The following is a 16,803-nucleotide window of genomic DNA, read 5'->3' on the forward strand; positions in this document are numbered from 1 at the left end:
AGCCTGCTCTAGGTTTAAGATCGCGGGTAGACCTCCTCCCGGGCAATGACTATATCATTTGTCTGACAATTGACCCGCCGATGGCGACCACGACCAAAAACTCAAGGAAAAGAGATGACCGTGCTGCGTAAAAACCTGATCGATGGCGAGTGGCTTGGCGAGGCCGGCTCGCGCAACATCAACCCATCGAACACCAACGATGTCGTTGGCGAGTACGCCTCGGCCGGGCCGGAGCAGGCAAAGCAGGCCATCGCAGCCGCCAAGGCCGCCTTTCCGGCGTGGTCGCGCTCCGGACCGCTGGCCCGCCACGCCGTGCTGAAGAAAACCTCCGACGAGATCATGGCGCGCAAGGACGAGATCGGCCGCTCGCTGGCGCGCGAGGAAGGCAAGACGCTGGCCGAGGGCGTCGGCGAGACGATCCGCGCCGCGCAGCTCTTCGATTTCTTCGCCGGCGAGACGCTGCGCCTGTCGGGCGAGATGGTGCCGAGCGTGCGGCCCGGCGTCGGCGTCGAGATGACCCGCGAGGGCGTCGGCGTCGTCGGCATCATCACGCCATGGAATTTCCCGATCGCCATCCCCGCCTGGAAGATCGCCCCGGCGCTCGCCTACGGCAACACGATCGTCTTCAAGCCGGCCGAGCTAGTGCCCGAAAGCGCCTGGACAATCGTCGATATCCTGCATCGCGCCGGCCTGCCCAAGGGCGTGCTCAACCTCGTCATGGGCAAGGGCTCGGTGGTCGGCCAGGCGATGCTGGACAGCCCCGACGTCAACGCCATCTCCTTCACCGGCTCGGTCGGCACGGGCAAGCGCGTCGCTGCCGCAAGTGTGGAGCATATGCGCAAGTTCCAGCTCGAGATGGGCGGCAAGAACCCGCTCGTCGTGCTCGATGACGCCGATCTTGGCACGGCCGTCGATTGCGCGGTCAACGGCGCCTATTTCTCGACCGGACAGCGCTGCACCGCGTCCTCGCGCCTCATCGTCACCGACGGCATCCACGACCGCTTCGTCGACGCCGTGAAGGAGCGTCTGGACAAGCTGGTCATCGGCGACGCGCTGGACGCCAAGACCCAGATCGGCCCGGTCGTCGACCAGACCCAGCTCAAGCAGGACGAGGACTATATCGCTATCGGCCGCCAGGAAGGCGCCGAGCTCGCCTTCGGCGGCGACAGGCTGGAGCGAGGGACTCCCGGCTTCTATCTCCAGCCGACACTGTTCGTTGGCTCCAGCAATGCCATGCGCATCTCGCGAGAGGAGATTTTTGGCCCGGTCGCCAACGTCATCCGCGTCAAGGACTATGACGAGGCCCTGACTGTGGCCAACGACACGCCGTTCGGCCTGACCTCCGGCATCTGCACGACCAGCCTGAAGCACGCGACGCATTTCAAGCGCAACTCGGAAGCCGGCATGGTCATGGTCAACCTGCCGACCGCGGGCGTCGACTTCCACGTGCCGTTCGGTGGCCGCAAGGGCTCGAGCTACGGTCCGCGCGAGCAGGGCCGCTATGCTATGGAGTTCTACACCACGGTGAAGACCGCCTATACATTTGCCGGCTAATCCAGTCGGGGAGGGGATCGATGAGCGTGGCCGACATGACATGGCTCAACCCGCCGCCGCACCACTCGGTCGGCGACGGCACGCTCACCGCTCGAACGGGCAAGGAGACCGACTTCTGGCGCGAGACCTTCTATGGCTTCTGGCGCGACAACGGCCATTTCCTCTACCGTCCGGTTGAGGGTGACTTCAGTGCCGAGGTCACTGTCAAGGGCGACTACAAGGTGCTCTACGATCAGGCGGGGCTGATGCTGCGTCTCAGCGAAACGCACTGGATCAAGGCCGGCATCGAATACACCGACGGGCTGGCTTATTTCTCCGTCGTCGTCACCAACGACACCTCCGACTGGTCGCTGGTCGCCATCGCCGCCGGCAAGGACGGCGTCAGGATCCGCCTGACCCGTCACGCCGAGGCGGTCCGCATTCAATATCTGGACGCTTCGGATGGCCACTGGAAGCCGGTGCGGCTGGCCTATTTCCCGATCTCGAAATCGGTCGATGTCGGCATGATGTGCTGCTCGCCGCAGCGCGAAGGTTTCGAGGTGACATTTTCAGGCTTCACAATCGGGCCGGCGATTTCACGGGACCTGCATGACTAATGCATGTCGCCCAGAAGCGTGCTGCGGTTCTGGGACAACGACATGCATCAAAACAATGACTTTAAAGCGCGTCGCATCGGAACGGATTCAGGCGACGCGCTTTAGACCGGCGCCGGCATGTGGCCATTGTGCCTCTCGTCTTCGGCGGAAATGGCCGCCCTGCGGCGCCGGAAAGCCGGCAACGGGCTCAGCTTGAACAGGCCGTAATAGACGATGAAGGACGCCATGAAGTAGGGGCCGAGCATCTCGACCTCGAAGAAGGAGCGGATCAGCATCAGTCCGATCGCGCCGGCAAGCACCACCGAATCGGCGCTCCAGTCGCCGAACACCACTTTCGATATGTGGCCGTAGAAGGCGCGCAGGATGACCAGCGCCAGCAAGGTGACGCCGATGAAGCCGATCTCGACCAGCGTCTCGACATAGGTGTTGTGGAAGTGGAAGCCGGACCGGGTCGAGATGTAGAATTCCGCCCACAGCCGCTCCGGATCGGCAAAGCCCTGCACCCAGTAGGCGGCATAGCCATAGCCGAGCAGCGGATGCTGCTGCGCCGCTTCCCAGCCCTGCTCCCAGAGATAGGTGCGGCCGGTGAGCGTCGAATCCTTGCCGAAAATGCCGAGCACGACATCCAGCAGGCCGAGGTTCAGCGCCGCCGCGACGGCTGTCACCAGCGCCCCGGCGCCGACGATGAACAGCACGCGACGATAACGCCGCGACAGGACTTTGGTCATGGTGAGCAGCGCCACGATGCCGATGACCGCCGGCAGCGAGGCCACCGACGTCGCCGAATGGCAGATGGCAAGCATGTAGACCGACAAAAGTATGATCGGCGCGGTCCACACGAAGCCCAGCCAGTTGCGCCGGTAGAAGATCAGGAACGCAAGCCAGAAGAAGATGCCAAGCGAGGAGAAGAAGCCGATCTGGTTCTTGGAGCCGAAGGCGCCGACGAAATTGACCGTGCCGTCGATCGTGTCGAGCGCGTAAGCGCCGACTTTCAGGGAATAGAACAGAACGATGAAGATACCGATCAGCGAGCCGACCACCAGCGTGCGCACGTTGATGGTGCGCGCCGCGACATAGGCGCAGACGATGTGCGAGGAATATTGCACCGCCGCGCGTGCGCTGATGCCCGCCGCCTGGGACCAGAACACCGAGAAGCAGACATAGGCCGCAAGCAATATGGGCAACCAGGCGCTGGAAAGCTTCCAGGTGAAGCGCCGATAGTCGACAAAGAGCAGCGGCAGCCAGACGGCGTAGTAGGCGAGGATCAGGATCTGGCCGAAATTGGGCGAGTAGGCGAAGGCGATCATAGAGACCGTGACGGCGAAGACGCCGTAGGTCTCGTTGCGGTCGGGATCGATCAGAATGGATTTCGGAATCTTCATACCGGATTTTGTCCGTTGAGCCCTTTTTAGCGATGAACCGCGCTAAGCCACCGCCCGCGCGCGCTGCATCTGCCGCTGCAGGAAGCGCCGCACCGGCTCGTCATAGATGCGCGTGGCGATGTCGGCGATGACGATGACCAGGGCCGCCATCACGATACCGAACCACGGATGGTGCGCGAACGGATCGATCGAGACGGCCTTGCCGGCCCCGGCGATGATCATCAGCATCGGCGTGTGGATGATGTAGATCGGGTAGGAAATCCGGCCGAGCCAGCCATAGAAGCCCGACAATAGCGGCGCGGTCGGCGCAACCGCGCCGGTCATCACCATGATCGGAAAGACGATGACGATTGCGGCAAGGTCGTAGACAACGCGGGCGCCGCCGGCCGGGGCAATGGCGAAGACCGCAAGCGTAAGCAGGATCGCGCCTTCGACCCAGTAGCCGCGCCGCAGGAAGCCGAGGCTGCCTTGCCAGTGCACCATCGATCGGCAGAGCAGCACGCCGAGGAAGAACGAGAAGGCTACGCGCGGCAGCCCGCTGAGGATGGTGTTGCCGGTCATGCCGAAATCGAGCGTGCCGGCGAAAACCGAGGCGACGACGAGCAGCACCAGGCTGGCGGCGACGATCCCCGTCAGCACGCGCCGCGACAGCAGGAAGAAGACCGCGACATAGGCGATGTTGACGATAAGCTCGAAGAACAGCGACCACGAAGCGGGATTGAGCGGAAAGATCGTATGATAGGCGTCGCTGACCAACGGGATGAACAGCATGCCGGTCGTCAGTTGCATGCCGATCTCGGACAGCGGCATGTACTCCGCCGGCATCAGCCTGTTCTTGACCAGCAGATAGAAGAAGCCGAGCAGCGTGCCGGCCAGATAGAGCGGATAGAGCCGGATCAGGCGGATGGCCACGAAGGAGCCGAAGCCCATGCCGTTCTCGATCTTGCGGTCATAGGCATGCGCGATGACGAAGCCGCTGAGCAGGAAGAAAAGATCGACCGCGAGATAGCTCGACGGCAGCACCCTGCCGTCGGCAAGGAATGGCGAGAAGTGGTAGAGCATGACGCTGATCGCCGCCACGCCGCGGATGGCGTCGAGGTTCAGATACACATGACGCGGGGCTGCGGGCTGCATGTTATGCCTTCAAGCGGTCCAAAACAGATCGCTCGCCCGCGCCGCGCGCGAACGAGCCTGACGTTTTCCTCCCGCCTCCATTCCTCGGTTTCGCTTCGGGCAAGCCCGGGCCGGCCGCGCTACTGGCTGGTCGTCGGCGCCAGCTTCACCTTGATCACGTCGCCCGGCAGCACGGGCGTGTCTTCCTTGGCTTCGACCTCGCTCGTCTTGCCGTCGGCGACCCGCACCAGCGAATAGAGCAGCGCAGGTTCTTCAGTGCCGGTGAGGGCGGCGGCCGTTGCCGGATCGGATGCCTGGGCGATCAGGCCCTTCTGCATGCCGGTCCGCAACGCTGCCTCATTCAGACTCGCTTCGGTCTGCTGCCGATCGGCGGTGAGGCCCGAACTCAGCGTGTTGCGGGCATCGATGGCGTCCTGCTCGGCCTTGCTGATCGATTGCTTGGCGGTGAGGATGGCTGTCTCGTAGTCGAGGATCTTGCCTTGCAGGTCGGTGACCGACTGCTGCGAGGAAAGCAATCGCGCATTGGCAATCAGGCCTTTCTGCGCCAGCGGGCCGATGCTGTCGGCCTGCTGCACCGCCAGATCGACCTGCTTCTGCTGGTTGGTGATCTTCTTCTGCAGCGATTCGATTTCCGACTGCAGAACGCCCTTCAAAGAGTCGAGCGCATCGAGCTTCAGCTTCAGCGACTTCTGGTCGGAGACCAGGATCGCCGTTTCGTCGGCGACGATGGTCGGCAATCTCGAATCGCCCTGAATTTCCTGAGGCACCTCGAAAGTCGTTTTCCCGGTAAGCTCGGCATCGATGCGGGCTCGCTTGACCAGCAGCCGCAAGTGCTGGTCGTCATAGATGTCATAGCTGCCCTTGGCGGTGATCAGATCCTTGGCAAGTTGAGGACCATAGTCGGCACTGCGCCGTATGCCGCCGGCAATGCTGATCGCCTTGAGCACGGTCAGATTTGGCACGAAGGGAAACTGGCCGGGGTTCTGGACTTCGCCGGAAATGTAGAACGGCCGGAACTGCGCCATCTCGACCGAGGCCTCCGGCTTGTCGGGCAGCGCCAGCTTGCGTTGCAGGGCGACCCCGATCGCCGAGGCGATCTCCGATGTCGTCTTGCCGGCGGCCTGCATGTCGCCGACGAATGGCACCGAGAGCGTCCCTCCCGGGCCAACCGAATACTCGCCATTGATAGCCGACCAGTCACGGAAGGTGCCGTCGACCGTCTGCCATTCGGCGACGCGGATGTTGAGCTTGTCCTGTGGGCCAAGTTGATAATCGCCGGCGGCAGCGAACTGCGGCATGGCCAGCGACGCTGCAAGCAAGATGCCCGCGAAGCGGGCTGGTGTCCTGGATATGAGACTGCAGGCGAAAGACAGTCCGAAGGAGTGTTTTGTCAAATGAACGTTTCCGATCCGCTTTGGCCCCATCCGCCCGAATGAGATCACTGCCGGATGCCTGCCCCGAGTTCTGCGGGACAGGCCCGTCGGTCAATAGCTGCCGCGCGACATCCACACGGCAGGAACTGTCTTGAAGATGATGCGAATGTCCTCGAACAACGACCAGTTCTCGACATAATGCCGGTCGAAGGCGACGCGCGTGTCGTAGGATACGTCGTTGCGGCCGCTCACCTGCCACAGCCCGGTGAGACCCGGGCGCGACTTCAGGTAATAGACCGCCGCGCTGCCATAGATCTCCAATTCGTCGCGCACGACCGGGCGCGGGCCGACAAGGCTCATGTCGCCCTGCAGGATGTTGAGGATTTGCGGCAGTTCGTCGAGGCTGAGCTTACGAAGCACCTGGCCGACGCGGGTGACGCGCGGATCGTTCTTTAGCTTGCGCGTCGCGATCCATTCGGCATTGGCTTCCGGATTGGCCGCCAGATACGCAGCAAGCACGCGCTCGCCGTCCGGCACCATGGTGCGGAATTTGAGGCAGGAGAAAATCCTGCCGCCGCGGCCGATACGCTTGTGGCCATAAAAGATCGGCCCATTGTCCGAAAGCTTGACCAGCAGGGCGACCATCAGGAAAAGCGGGCTGAGCAGGGCCAGTCCCGCCAGGGAACCGACGATATCGAAACTGCGTTTGATCAGACCGCCGATGGGGGGTGGAAAATCAACGCCGGCCTGCGCAAAACCCGCATTAGCCGACTTGGCGACGTCCCTCATGCAGAAGCTCCATACGTTGAACGGATGGTTTACGGCAAGATATCAAAAAAATGCTGCAGCGCAACACACAATTTCCCATCACATTGAAATGTTCACGTCATGAATTGACTAAATAATAAACCAGCCCTGCCCAAATTTTCACCTTTGTGGCATGTTTATGACAAGGTGAGAGAAAACCGGGAAAATGTAGTCCGTCTTTTGGGCCATTTTTGGACAGTGCGTTCCTTGCTGCAGAAGAAACGCGGTTGCATGTCGCTGGAAGCACTCGCGATGGTAAGTTGTTCAGGTAAAATACTAATCAAAGTGGTGAGCTTTACTGAGGCGCCAAGCGCTGCATTGAATAGGTGGTGGGGCCACAGTGTGCGACGCAGCATGGCAGAGTCGATCTCGTAAAATCGTTGGAAACCATACCTGTCGGGCCTTGCTCCGGACGGCCCGCCTTAATAGAGTCGCAAATTGTTCCTGTCATAGTCTGCATGGGTAAGGAAGGCCGGAAGCAACCGGCCGGATTGGGCAGCCACAAAAGGCTCTTTGGCGCAACGGGGAGTTACGCGGGTGGGTAAGTCGCAGCTTCTGCATGCTCGTCTCGGTTGAGAGGCCGGCGATCATGTCTCTGCCAAAATTCATCGTCGGCATGATGTTCGCGCTGGCGATCGTCATCGGCTGGTCGTATTTTGACGGCGCATCGCTAGGCACCATCGTCCTTCGTGCCGTCGTCTGTGCCGTCATTATCCAGGCGGGCTATTTCCTTCTGGTATTTGCCATGATTGGCAGAACCACGCCGACATCGGCCGGCAAGGTCCGCGAGGCCGACCGCGGCACAATCCTGAACAAGGTCGCCGAAGGCGAAAAGCTAAGCGCCAGACGCGGCCTCCACTGATCGTTCGATCTGAGGGACCGGCGCGGCCTCGGCCGGCGGCGCGGTTTCGCGCTCGGCCTGCTCGCCGGCCAGCATCCTGGCAAGGCGGCTGCCGGCCTTTGCCTTCAGCCGCCGATAGTGTCCGACCTCGACGATGCGTCCATTCTCGATGGCCACGACCCAGTCGGCAAAGGCGATCATCGATGGCCGGTGCGCGATGGTCAAGATCGTCATGTGGCCGCGCAGCGCCTCGATCGATTGCGCGATCGACGACTGGTTCTGCCAGTCGAGCGCGCTCGTCGCTTCGTCGAGGATGAGCAGCGACGGCTTGCGCAGCAGCGCCCGCGCCAAGGCGATGCGCTGCCGCTCGCCGCCGGAAAGCCGCACACCGCGGTCGCCCACCACCGTCTCGAGTCGCAATGCCAGCCGTTCGACAAAATCGGCCGCGTGGGCGTTGCGCAGGGCCGCCCATAGGTCGTCGTCGCAGGCCTCGGGCGCGGCAAGGCGCAGATTGGCGGCGATCGTGTCGTGCAGCAGGAACACATCCTGCGGCACATAGGCGACCCGATCGCGCCAGGCCCTTCGATTTTGTGCCGTGATCTCCACGCCGTCGGCCAGGATCCGGCCGCCGGTGGGTTCGAGCAGGCCGAGCAGCATGTCGGCGATCGTGCTCTTGCCGGAACCGGAGGGGCCGATCAGCGCCGTCACCTTGCCGGCCGGCAGGCCGAAGGTGATATCGCTGACCACCGGTTTCCCGTCGCCCTCGCCATAGGCGAACGATACGTCGCGAACGTTGAGTCCGGTTTCGAGCGACAGTTTCGCGCCTTGCTCGGCCATGCTCTCCTCCGGCTCACGTTCGGCATCGAAACGGGCCTGGAGGCTTTGCATCGAAGCGTAGGCCGGCAGGTTGATCAGCACCTGCTGGGTCTGAAGCTGCATGTCCATGAAGCGCGGCGCGACCCGCATGAAGACCAGGAGCAGCACGACGATCTCGGCAAGCGACAGGTGGAAGCGGACCAGCGCGATGTAGATGAACAGGCTGAGCCCGATCACGTTCGCCACCTGAAACAGCGCGGTGCCGAGCGAGCTGTTGCGGACAAAGGCGATGTTGTCGGCCTTCATCCTGTCCAGCGTCGAACCGAGCTCGGCAAAGTAGCCTGCCTCGACATTGAGGCTCTTGGCGACCTTTATGCCGCCGAGGAACTCGGAAACCGTTCGGTACTGGTCCTGGCGATTGCCGGTCAGCGTGCGGCCATAGGCGCTGGCGCGCGCCCGGAACGGCTGCAGCGCAACCAAAAGCACCAGGCCGACGAGGATGGCGAAGGACGTCATCACCGGCGAGATGAACAGCGAGACCACGAGATAGCCGACCAGGAGCAGCGTGGCCTGGGTGAGCATCAGCAGCGAGAAGGCCGCCACCTGCACCCGGTCGACGTCGCCGTTCAGCGCATGGTCGAGATCGGAGCTGCGGATGCGGGTGAAAACGCCCCAGCGCGCCTTGCCGATGCTCTCGAACAGGTTCATGCGCACGCGATTGACGAAATCGTAGAGCAGCCGCGCCATGTAGACCGACTTGAAGCGGTTGAACGTCGCTTGCAGCGCCACCAGCGCGACAAGCAGGCAGAGCACCGTTGCGAGCGACAACGTGCCGCCGGGCACCAGCCAATGCAAGGCCTCCGGCACCCGCACCGCATAATCCTGGTCGGCCTTGCCGATCAGGCGCAGCAGCGGAACGAGCAGCAGGATCGAGGCGCCTTCCGTCAGGCTGCCGAGGATCAGGAAGGCAAGTGCCATCGCCGTGCGCCGTCCGCCGATATGCGCCATCATGGCGCCGAAACCGGCCACGTCCCGGAAAAACGACAGGCGAAGCTTGGAGGACCAACCCATGCCCTGACTCACCTTGTCCTGGATGCCAGGTCGGTTTCGATCGCCGTGACCGCTTCATCGATCCGCGCGAGCCCGGCCGGCACTTCGAGGCGGCTGACGCCGATCCGCCCGGCGATCTGCGCGCACTGGCGCAGATGCGCGGTGGCGAAATCGCCCGGCAGCGCCTGCCGGCCGAACCGGGTGATATAGGAGAATTTGATGATCGCCGGCAGCGCGGCGGCACCGGTCAGCGGCGAGATCGCCGCCCGCCCGCCGCGCTCGAGCACATAGATGCGCGATACCGGCACCGCCTCGGTGGCAAATCCGTCGCGCAGCCGATGCTGTGCCTTGTCGATTTGCGGATGCACCTGCGGGCGCACCTCCACCTGCTCGAGGCGAATGACGCCGGCCGCATCCGCGGCGAGCTTGAGTTGCGGAAATCCAGGCAGGATCATCGGCCGGTCCGGATTGGACAAATCCAGCGCCACGACATCGTCGGTGAGCAGTCGATGGCCGGCGCGGATCATCGCGCCCGCCGTCGTCGACTTGCCGGCGCCCTTGTCGCCCATGAAGATCACGCTCTTGCCGCCGACGGCAATGGCGCTGGCATGCAGGACGAGCAGCCCGCGTCGATGCAGGGCGAGCGCCATCACCGGCCCGAGCAGGGGAAACGCGAGCAGCGGATCGTCGATCCCCGGCGCCGGATCGACATCGATCCGGTTGGCGCCGCTGATCATGAAGGCACCGACCGCGTGCCAGGAAAGATACTGGCGCGTCGGTTCGAAGCGGAAGGCGCTGGCGTCCTGCGCCGCGGCGTCGGGAAAATCGACCGGCCCGACCGCGATCTCCAGGTCCGGCGTCGCCGGTGCCGTCGGCTCCAGTTCCGGCAAGGTCACTTCCGAGCTGACGATCAACCCGTAGGCCTTGTAGAAATGGCGGACACGTCCGCTCGCCGTCACTGTTTCAGCGGCGGGCTCGGGCCGCGCAAGGGAAGCGATCGGAAGATTCATGCAGCGCTTCCCTGGACTTGCCGCAGCCATAGCGACAGCGAGACCGAGCGCCAGACATGCTGGACGTCGGGCAGCGTCGCCTGCTCGGGCTGGCGCAGCATGCGCTCATAGATCGCGTTCACTTCAGGCAGGTTGACATAGGGCGCGATCCGTTCGCCGTCCGACATCAGCAGCCTGTCCAGAAGCTCGCGGTGGTTGCCGAGCATGCCTTTGACCAGGTTGGCGGTGAAATCGATCTTGTCGCGCCGCCATTGCACCGCCGGCGGCAGAACGCCTTGCATGGCCCGGCGCAGTACATGGCGGCCGAAACCGTCCTTGAGCTTTTCCTCGCCGGGCAGCGCCAGGCAGAATTCGACGAGCGGCTTGTCCCAGAACGGGTAGCGGGGCTCGACGCCGAAATTGGCGGCGGCCTTGTCGAGCACTTCGAAGGCATGCGGCACCAGCCCGGTGGACAGAAGCCAGCGATGCGTCAGGGCTTCGCTGGCGCTGACGGCGCGGGGCATGTAGCCGCTGCGGTGAAAGCGCTCGGCAAGATCGGTGCGCCTGGCAAGATCCGGATTGACCAGGCTTGCCCAGCCGCGCAGCGCGGGCGCTGGCCTCTGCAACACTTTGCCGACAAGGCGTCTGGCCATCGCCCTCATCCTGGCGATCCGCCAGGCCGGTCCATAGATGGTCAGGAATTTGAAATAGAGGGAAAGCATGCCCTCGCCATAGGTGTTGGCGGCGCTGTGCAGCTCGCGCCACAGCTCGAGCCACCTGCCGGCATTGGCGAGCTCGTGAAGATGCCCATGGCCTTGCGAGACGACCTCGTCGCCGCCATGCCCGTCGAGAAGCACTTTGACGCCCTTTGCGCCCGCCGTTCGGTAAAGGTCGCGGGTCAGTGACAGGCCGGGCGCGAGGAACGTGCCTTCCTGCTCCTCCAGGATGCGCTCGAACTCGCCGAAAGGCGCGTAATTGCCAACGGCGATCAGCGTGGCATCGAGCCGATTGTCGTCGAGCACCGCATCGATGAACGGCTTCTCGTCCATCGACGAGCCCTTGTCGAACACCAGCGAGAAGGTCTTGAGCGTCGGTTTACGCATTGCCGCCGCCCTGAGACCCGCGAGGCAGGCGATCGAGGATGAATCGAGCCCGCCGCTCAGCATGGCGCCGACGGCCGGCGTGCCGCGCATCCGGTTCTCCACCGATTGCGCGAAAAGATGCCTGAATTCTTCAGCCGCGTCCGAGCGCAGCGGCCGTTGCGACGGCTCGATCTGCCAGTAACGGCGAAGTGTCACCTGACGGGCCGCAACCATCATGCTGTGCCGCGCCGGCAGGCGGAAGATTTCGGCATAGGGAGTAACCTGCGGATCATCCGGCAGGCCGGCGAGGAAGCCGGAGATCTGGTGCTCGCTGAGGCGCCTGCCGACGCCGTCCAGCGCCAGGATCGGCCCGATCTCCGAGGCAAACGCAAAGCGCCTGCCGGTCGAATGATAATAGAAAGGTTTGACGCCGAAATGATCGCGCGCGCAAAACAGCGCCTGGCGCTCGCCATCCCATATTGCGAAGGCGAAATCGCCCTGCAGGTAGGTCGCACAGGCCTCGCCCCATTTCAGATAGGCGCGCATGATCAGCACCGGGTCGGCTGTCGACCGGTCGCGCATACCGAGCCGCGCCAGGAGCTCGTCGCGGTTGTCGAGCCGGCAGTCGGCGGTGATGGCGAGCTTGCCGCCGGCCATGGTCAGCGGGCCGGGGCCGTCCTCGCCGGTCGTGTCGAGCCAGGCGTGGCCGAGCGCCACGCTGCCGTCCATCCACCATGAGCTGCCGTCGCAGCCGCGGTGGCGCATGCGCGAAAGCATCTGCTGGATATCGCCGGCCGCGGCGGGCCGGCCATTGTCGCTATGCACGATTCCGGCGAGGCCGCTCATCGGTCACGATCCATGATCGATGAGATGGGCAAATCCGTTGATCGAGCCGCCAAGCACGATGTGGTTGCCGCTCATCAACCAGGCATGCGCCTTGAGATCGCTGCCAGTCCCCTTTTCGATGCCGATGCTGATTTTCGAGGCGTTGCCCTGGCGCGCAAGCAGATATTGCCCGGCCAGCGCCTGGGTGAGGCAACTGGCGCCCGGCACGAGCCGCGCCGCGGCGGCGACGCCCCAGGCGACACGCCGCAGGTCCGCGATGCTGGCGTCGCGTCTGGCATCCAGCCGCGTGACCAGGCTGCGGACACGCCTGTAGGAGGAAAGCGTCAACGCCAGCCGCACAGCGCTCACCACCGTCAGGCAGCGCGCCAGAAACAGCACCTCTCGGCCGCTCAGCGAGCGGAGCCTAGACCAGTTCCTCACTGTGGAGCCTCGCAAGCCCTGCTTCGGTCAGCCCCTTCAGCAAGCCGTCGACATCGGCCTTGCAACGCTCGGCATCGACATTGTAGCGCGCGAGCACGGCGCTGCGGATATCGAGCATCGATCGCGGCTCTTGGATCTGCTCCCAGATGAAGGCGCCGACGCCGTTCAGGCTGTAGTAGACATTGGATTTGAGGTGGAGCAGCGCCAGTCCGGCGCCGAATTCGCAGGCCACCGCCTCGCCGGTTGCGACCACGCGGTCATGGTCCGAAGGGTTCCAGTGCATCCTAAAACCTCGTTGCTGGGCCCGCCGCGCCCCTCAGTCTCGCCGTGGATCGGTTGCCTGCGATCATCGGCAGGAAGCCGGGGGACAAAAAGCCCCCCGGCTCACCTGTTGGAGAACATCCGGAGCCCCAACTTAGACTCCCGTATGCCTGTAAGCTTTAAGAGAAAGTCAGTTCGCCGACCGGCGTGTGCGCGGGAAAGCTCGCGTCGAGCGCCGTGACGCCAGCACCGCCCTGCGTGATCGTTTCAATCGAACCGTGAACCGTCAGGCTGGGGGTTTCGTACTCATGCTTTTCAACATTCTGTTCCATTTTACTCTCCAATTAAGGACTGGAAGCGGCTGCAGAAAACCGCCAGCATATCGCAATGCTGCACCGCAATTGCTGCACGGCAACATCCATGAGTCAAGCCTGATTTACCAAGCATTAATCAATTCTTGGTTGCGCCCGCTTTCCTTGGTGATCAAGCCACGAGCACCGCCATGATAAACCTCAAGCATCCGGAAATTCAACCGCAGGTCTTCGCCGTGTAAATAAGCACTTGATTTATTTATGATAATTTTTCGGATGAGCAGCTCGCTTCGCAGATGCGAAGAAGATGGCGCAAAAAGCCGCCGCCCTGGGACCTGCCGTGGCACCTCCGGGGGTTGTCTTCAAAAGTGATTGAGCATATCGCCGTTTTAAACGTTGGGGTTGCATCGATCGCTCGGCCTCAGCTGTGTTGTAGGCGGCTGCGATAATTTTCCCGGTGCTTTTCTTCGCAAGTGCGGTATAAACCGCCCGGGCGGCATTTTGCGGAGAACGACATCGGGCATGACGATGCAAGATGGCTCGTACGAAAGGCTGCGCGCCGCCGGCTGTGCCGATGAAGTCGCCTATGTGCAGGCTTGTCTGAGGCTGTTTTTCACGCCGGGCGCCGACACTAGCGCCGATCATGCCGGTATGCCCGCGCCGACATTCTCGGCCCCAGCAATTTCAGCAACTAACGTCGCCGACATCGCCAGGCTGAACAAGGTAGCCGTGTTCCTGCTCAAGGCTATCCAGCGTGCGCCTGCCGGCGCGGCGCCTCCGCAGTTGCTCGGTTGGCTCGACGGCTACCGGCGGCGCACCATGGCGATGAACGCCGCCTGCATCGGCGATGCGATAGCCATCGATCGAGCGCTGCGCGACAGGCAGGTCGATTTCGTCTTCCTCAAGGGGCCGCTCCAGCAGCACCGGCTCTATGGCGACCATTTCATGAAGCCCTCCGGCGATGTCGATATTCTGGTCGCGCCGGCCGGTTTCGCCAAGGCCCGCGAGGCGTTGCGCGCGATCGGCTACGAGGTCGCGGGCAAGTCGCGTTCGGTCTGGTGGGTGCGCTTCCTCGGCGAGCAGCACATGGTTCGCGAAGATGGCCCGAGGGCGTCGACGGTCGACCTCCACCACCGGGTGCAGCAGCCGGGTTCGCCGAGCCCGCGTGACATCGACGGCTTCCTGCGCCGCAAGCGCGACGTCGAGGTTGCCGGCGCCGCCATGCCGATCATCTCGGCGGCCGACACCTTGCTTTTGTCCTCGATCAGCGTTGCCAAGGCCTTTTTCAATCGCGAGCCTTGCGCCGGCTATGTCTGCGACGTCAGGGCCAGCGCCAGCCGGCTGAGCGAAGCCGAGCAGCAGACGGTGCTCGGCCACGCAGCCGAGCAGGGCCTGGCGGACACGCTGCTTTTGGGATTGCGCGCCGCCGACGTGCTGCTTGGGGCCGCCGGCACCCTGCTTTCGGATCGCGCCGCCCGCATTCTGGCGCGCATCGACAATGCCGACCTTTTCCACATGGTCGTCGCGCCATGGCTTGCGTCGCTGCGTTGGCCGCAGCGCCGCCATGTGCTGTGGGAGCTCTGCGGTCGCGAGCCCGTCCGTTACCTGGCCGAAGCCGGCTGGGCGGCGTCCGCCGACCTTAGCCGGCGCATCTTCGAGCGCCCGGTCACAGCTGTCGAACTGGCGCCGGGCGGCACAATCAAAATCGTGGGCGGGGCTGCCACTCATGCAAGCGAAAGGTGAGCCCATGTCCCTGACGACGCCTGTGACGAGCCCGAGGGTCTGCGTCATCATCGCCGCCCGCAACGCCGCGCGGACGGTTCCCGTCGCCATAGCTTCGGCGTTGCGCGAAGCCGAAGTTGCCGAAGTCGTCGTGGTCGACGACGCTTCCACCGACAACACCAAGGATGTGGCTTTAGCCGCCGATGACGGCAGCGGCCGGCTTGCCGTCATCCGCCTCGACGTCAATCGCGGTCCTTCTTCCGCTCGCAACGTTGCTATCCAGGCCTCCAAATCGCCCTTCATCAGCATTCTCGACGCCGATGATTTCTTCCTCGAAGGCCGCTTTCGCCGGCTTTTCGCCCGCGCTGACTGGGATTTCGCCGCCGACAACATCATGCTGATCCGCGACGATGCCGCACCCGACCTCGCCAGGATCGCCGCGCCGCCTTTCGCGGCCGAGCCGGAATTTCTCGATTTCGAACGCTTCATCGACGGCAACATCTCGCGCCGCCGCGTCCAGCGCGGCGAGCTCGGCTTCCTCAAGCCGGTGATCAGCCGGGCTTTCCTCGATCGGCACGGGCTGACTTACGATGAAAAGCTGCGTCTTGGCGAAGACTACGAGCTCTATGCGCGCGCTGTCGCCTGCGGGGCGCGGTTCAAGATCATCAAATCCTGTGGCTACGGCGCGATCGTGCGCGCCGATTCGCTGAGCGGCCGCCACAGGACGCAGGATCTGAAGCGCCTTGCCGATGCAGATCTGGCGTTGCTTGAGATCGACAACCTTCCGGAGCGCTCGAAGGCAGCATTGCGGCGCCACGAACGCCACGTGCGTGACAAATACCGGCTGCGCAACTTCCTTGACGTGAAAGCCGAGCGTGGCCTGGCGTCAGCCGCGGCCTACGCCTTCGCCAGCCAGTCGAATCTGATCCCGATCGTCCGCGGCGTCGCCACCGACAAACTCGACGCGCTGTTCCGCCGCACCGGGATTGTTGCAAAGCAGCAAGTGCCGCCGATGCGCTTCCTGATGGCGGCAACCAGCGTCGCAAACCGGTGATCCACGCATCTTCCGGAAACCGCCGGCCCTTAAAAAATCCGCATTCCGAAAACTATGATATTGCCTAGTCGCTGCAGGAATGGCAGTCTATGTTGCAATGCAGCAATTTCGAAAGGCCGATAGGATGGCTTCGATTTTTGGCTTCAGATCCCGGGATCCGGCTCGCGACCGGCAGACCGATCTCCAGCGTTTCGACCGGCTGGCGAAGCTGTTCGACCAGATCGCGGCCGAGATCGAGGCGGAGAAAACCGGGCTTGAGGGCCGTTACAAGTCGACGGCCACCAACGCGGCCTTTCTGGTCGAGGCGATGGAAAATGGTTCGGCGTCGGCCAGCAAGGGATCGGATGTCAGCGCGATGACCAACTCGATCCTGAACTGCGAGCGGCGCATTGCCGAGCTCGTTCGCCAGAAAGGACTGGTGAAGGAACTGCGTCATTCGCTCGACGCGATTGTCGAGGATGGTTCGGATCGGTCTGCTCAGCAGCCCGCCGCAAGAGGCTGACGGCGCGCCTTCGGGCGCCGTCGTCGGTACGAGACGTTAGAGGAGTTAAAAAGGGAAGATCAC

General features: G+C 63.4%; 16 protein-coding genes. 6 read left to right on the top strand and 10 right to left on the bottom strand.

Annotated features, from left to right (window positions below; translation table 11 throughout):
* Positions 1-114 precede the first annotated feature (114 nt).
* On the top strand, positions 115-1,554 hold the full coding sequence (locus tag AC0L2L_RS02550) for an aldehyde dehydrogenase family protein (protein WP_473575957.1): 1,440 nt from the start codon (positions 115-117) through the stop codon (positions 1,552-1,554).
* A gap of 20 nt (positions 1,555-1,574) precedes the next feature.
* Complete coding sequence (locus AC0L2L_RS02555) at positions 1,575-2,150, top strand: DUF1349 domain-containing protein (RefSeq protein WP_473575958.1); 576 nt, start codon at positions 1,575-1,577, stop codon at positions 2,148-2,150.
* A gap of 101 nt (positions 2,151-2,251) precedes the next feature.
* On the opposite strand, the gene AC0L2L_RS02560 is transcribed toward AC0L2L_RS02555, so the two are convergent.
* The 4 genes from AC0L2L_RS02560 to AC0L2L_RS02575 form a co-directional block, all read right to left on the bottom strand.
* Positions 2,252-3,532, bottom strand: a complete 1,281-nt coding sequence (locus AC0L2L_RS02560) for an O-antigen ligase family protein (protein WP_473575960.1) — start codon at positions 3,530-3,532, stop codon at positions 2,252-2,254.
* Between the two features lie 42 nt (positions 3,533-3,574).
* The gene (locus tag AC0L2L_RS02565) at positions 3,575-4,666 is read right to left on the bottom strand and encodes an acyltransferase family protein (RefSeq protein ID WP_473575961.1); all 1,092 of its coding nucleotides are present in this window, start codon (positions 4,664-4,666) and stop codon (positions 3,575-3,577) included.
* Between the two features lie 119 nt (positions 4,667-4,785).
* Entirely contained in the window at positions 4,786-5,964 is a 1,179-nt protein-coding gene (locus AC0L2L_RS02570) for a polysaccharide biosynthesis/export family protein (protein WP_473576100.1), read from the bottom strand.
* A gap of 186 nt (positions 5,965-6,150) precedes the next feature.
* On the bottom strand, positions 6,151-6,828 hold the full coding sequence (locus AC0L2L_RS02575; protein WP_027166120.1) for a sugar transferase: 678 nt from the start codon (positions 6,826-6,828) through the stop codon (positions 6,151-6,153).
* 607 nt (positions 6,829-7,435) lie between these two features.
* Here AC0L2L_RS02575 and AC0L2L_RS02580 point away from each other — a divergent pair.
* The gene (locus tag AC0L2L_RS02580) at positions 7,436-7,708 is read left to right on the top strand and encodes an exopolysaccharide production repressor exox (protein ID WP_473575962.1); all 273 of its coding nucleotides are present in this window, start codon (positions 7,436-7,438) and stop codon (positions 7,706-7,708) included.
* On the opposite strand, the gene AC0L2L_RS02585 is transcribed toward AC0L2L_RS02580, so the two are convergent.
* From AC0L2L_RS02585 to AC0L2L_RS02610, 6 genes are all read right to left on the bottom strand, one after another.
* Complete coding sequence (locus AC0L2L_RS02585; RefSeq protein ID WP_473575963.1) at positions 7,682-9,574, bottom strand: ABC transporter ATP-binding protein; 1,893 nt, start codon at positions 9,572-9,574, stop codon at positions 7,682-7,684. The genes AC0L2L_RS02580 and AC0L2L_RS02585 overlap by 27 nt on opposite strands.
* Positions 9,575-9,582: 8 nt before the next feature.
* Positions 9,583-10,563 (bottom strand): phosphoenolpyruvate carboxykinase (ATP), encoded by a 981-nt coding sequence (locus AC0L2L_RS02590; protein ID WP_473575964.1) that lies wholly within the window; start codon positions 10,561-10,563, stop codon positions 9,583-9,585.
* A complete protein-coding gene (locus AC0L2L_RS02595; RefSeq protein WP_473575965.1) occupies positions 10,560-12,470 on the bottom strand; it encodes a lasso peptide isopeptide bond-forming cyclase in 1,911 nt (636 codons plus the stop codon). The genes AC0L2L_RS02590 and AC0L2L_RS02595 overlap by 4 nt, the downstream gene beginning before the upstream one ends.
* 3 nt (positions 12,471-12,473) lie before the next feature.
* On the bottom strand, positions 12,474-12,890 hold the full coding sequence (locus tag AC0L2L_RS02600; RefSeq protein ID WP_473575966.1) for a lasso peptide biosynthesis B2 protein: 417 nt from the start codon (positions 12,888-12,890) through the stop codon (positions 12,474-12,476).
* Positions 12,874-13,173, bottom strand: a complete 300-nt coding sequence (locus tag AC0L2L_RS02605; protein ID WP_027166116.1) for a PqqD family protein — start codon at positions 13,171-13,173, stop codon at positions 12,874-12,876. Before AC0L2L_RS02605 ends, AC0L2L_RS02600 begins: the two co-directional genes overlap by 17 nt.
* A 157-nt stretch (positions 13,174-13,330) precedes the next feature.
* Complete coding sequence (locus AC0L2L_RS02610) at positions 13,331-13,483, bottom strand: lasso RiPP family leader peptide-containing protein (protein WP_156913439.1); 153 nt, start codon at positions 13,481-13,483, stop codon at positions 13,331-13,333.
* A 501-nt stretch (positions 13,484-13,984) separates the two neighbouring features.
* On the opposite strand from AC0L2L_RS02610, the gene AC0L2L_RS02615 reads away from it, so the two are divergent.
* From AC0L2L_RS02615 to AC0L2L_RS02625, 3 genes are all read left to right on the top strand, one after another.
* Positions 13,985-15,205 (top strand): nucleotidyltransferase family protein, encoded by a 1,221-nt coding sequence (locus AC0L2L_RS02615; RefSeq protein ID WP_473575968.1) that lies wholly within the window; start codon positions 13,985-13,987, stop codon positions 15,203-15,205.
* Positions 15,206-15,209: 4 nt separating this feature from the next.
* Positions 15,210-16,238 carry a glycosyltransferase family 2 protein gene (locus AC0L2L_RS02620; RefSeq protein WP_473575969.1) on the top strand — a complete coding sequence of 343 codons (1,029 nt, stop codon included), beginning with the start codon at positions 15,210-15,212 and terminating at the stop codon, positions 16,236-16,238.
* 124 nt (positions 16,239-16,362) lie between these two features.
* Positions 16,363-16,740, top strand: a complete 378-nt coding sequence (locus tag AC0L2L_RS02625; protein ID WP_473575970.1) for a hypothetical protein — start codon at positions 16,363-16,365, stop codon at positions 16,738-16,740.
* Positions 16,741-16,803: the final 63 nt, after the last annotated feature.

Source organism: Mesorhizobium sp. WSM4832, assembly GCF_055811115.1.

Coding starts and splice junctions, on each gene's coding strand:
- AC0L2L_RS02550 (WP_473575957.1), top strand. CDS start 115: ATGACCGTGCTGCGTAAAAACCTGATCGATGGCGAGTGGCTTGGCGAG.
- AC0L2L_RS02555 (WP_473575958.1), top strand. CDS start 1,575: ATGAGCGTGGCCGACATGACATGGCTCAACCCGCCGCCGCACCACTCG.
- AC0L2L_RS02560 (WP_473575960.1), bottom strand. CDS start 3,532: ATGAAGATTCCGAAATCCATTCTGATCGATCCCGACCGCAACGAGACC.
- AC0L2L_RS02565 (WP_473575961.1), bottom strand. CDS start 4,666: ATGCAGCCCGCAGCCCCGCGTCATGTGTATCTGAACCTCGACGCCATC.
- AC0L2L_RS02570 (WP_473576100.1), bottom strand. CDS start 5,964: ATGCCGCAGTTCGCTGCCGCCGGCGATTATCAACTTGGCCCACAGGAC.
- AC0L2L_RS02575 (WP_027166120.1), bottom strand. CDS start 6,828: ATGAGGGACGTCGCCAAGTCGGCTAATGCGGGTTTTGCGCAGGCCGGC.
- AC0L2L_RS02580 (WP_473575962.1), top strand. CDS start 7,436: ATGTCTCTGCCAAAATTCATCGTCGGCATGATGTTCGCGCTGGCGATC.
- AC0L2L_RS02585 (WP_473575963.1), bottom strand. CDS start 9,574: ATGGGTTGGTCCTCCAAGCTTCGCCTGTCGTTTTTCCGGGACGTGGCC.
- AC0L2L_RS02590 (WP_473575964.1), bottom strand. CDS start 10,563: ATGAATCTTCCGATCGCTTCCCTTGCGCGGCCCGAGCCCGCCGCTGAA.
- AC0L2L_RS02595 (WP_473575965.1), bottom strand. CDS start 12,470: ATGAGCGGCCTCGCCGGAATCGTGCATAGCGACAATGGCCGGCCCGCC.
- AC0L2L_RS02605 (WP_027166116.1), bottom strand. CDS start 13,173: ATGCACTGGAACCCTTCGGACCATGACCGCGTGGTCGCAACCGGCGAG.
- AC0L2L_RS02610 (WP_156913439.1), bottom strand. CDS start 13,483: ATGGAACAGAATGTTGAAAAGCATGAGTACGAAACCCCCAGCCTGACG.
- AC0L2L_RS02615 (WP_473575968.1), top strand. CDS start 13,985: ATGACGATGCAAGATGGCTCGTACGAAAGGCTGCGCGCCGCCGGCTGT.
- AC0L2L_RS02620 (WP_473575969.1), top strand. CDS start 15,210: ATGTCCCTGACGACGCCTGTGACGAGCCCGAGGGTCTGCGTCATCATC.
- AC0L2L_RS02625 (WP_473575970.1), top strand. CDS start 16,363: ATGGCTTCGATTTTTGGCTTCAGATCCCGGGATCCGGCTCGCGACCGG.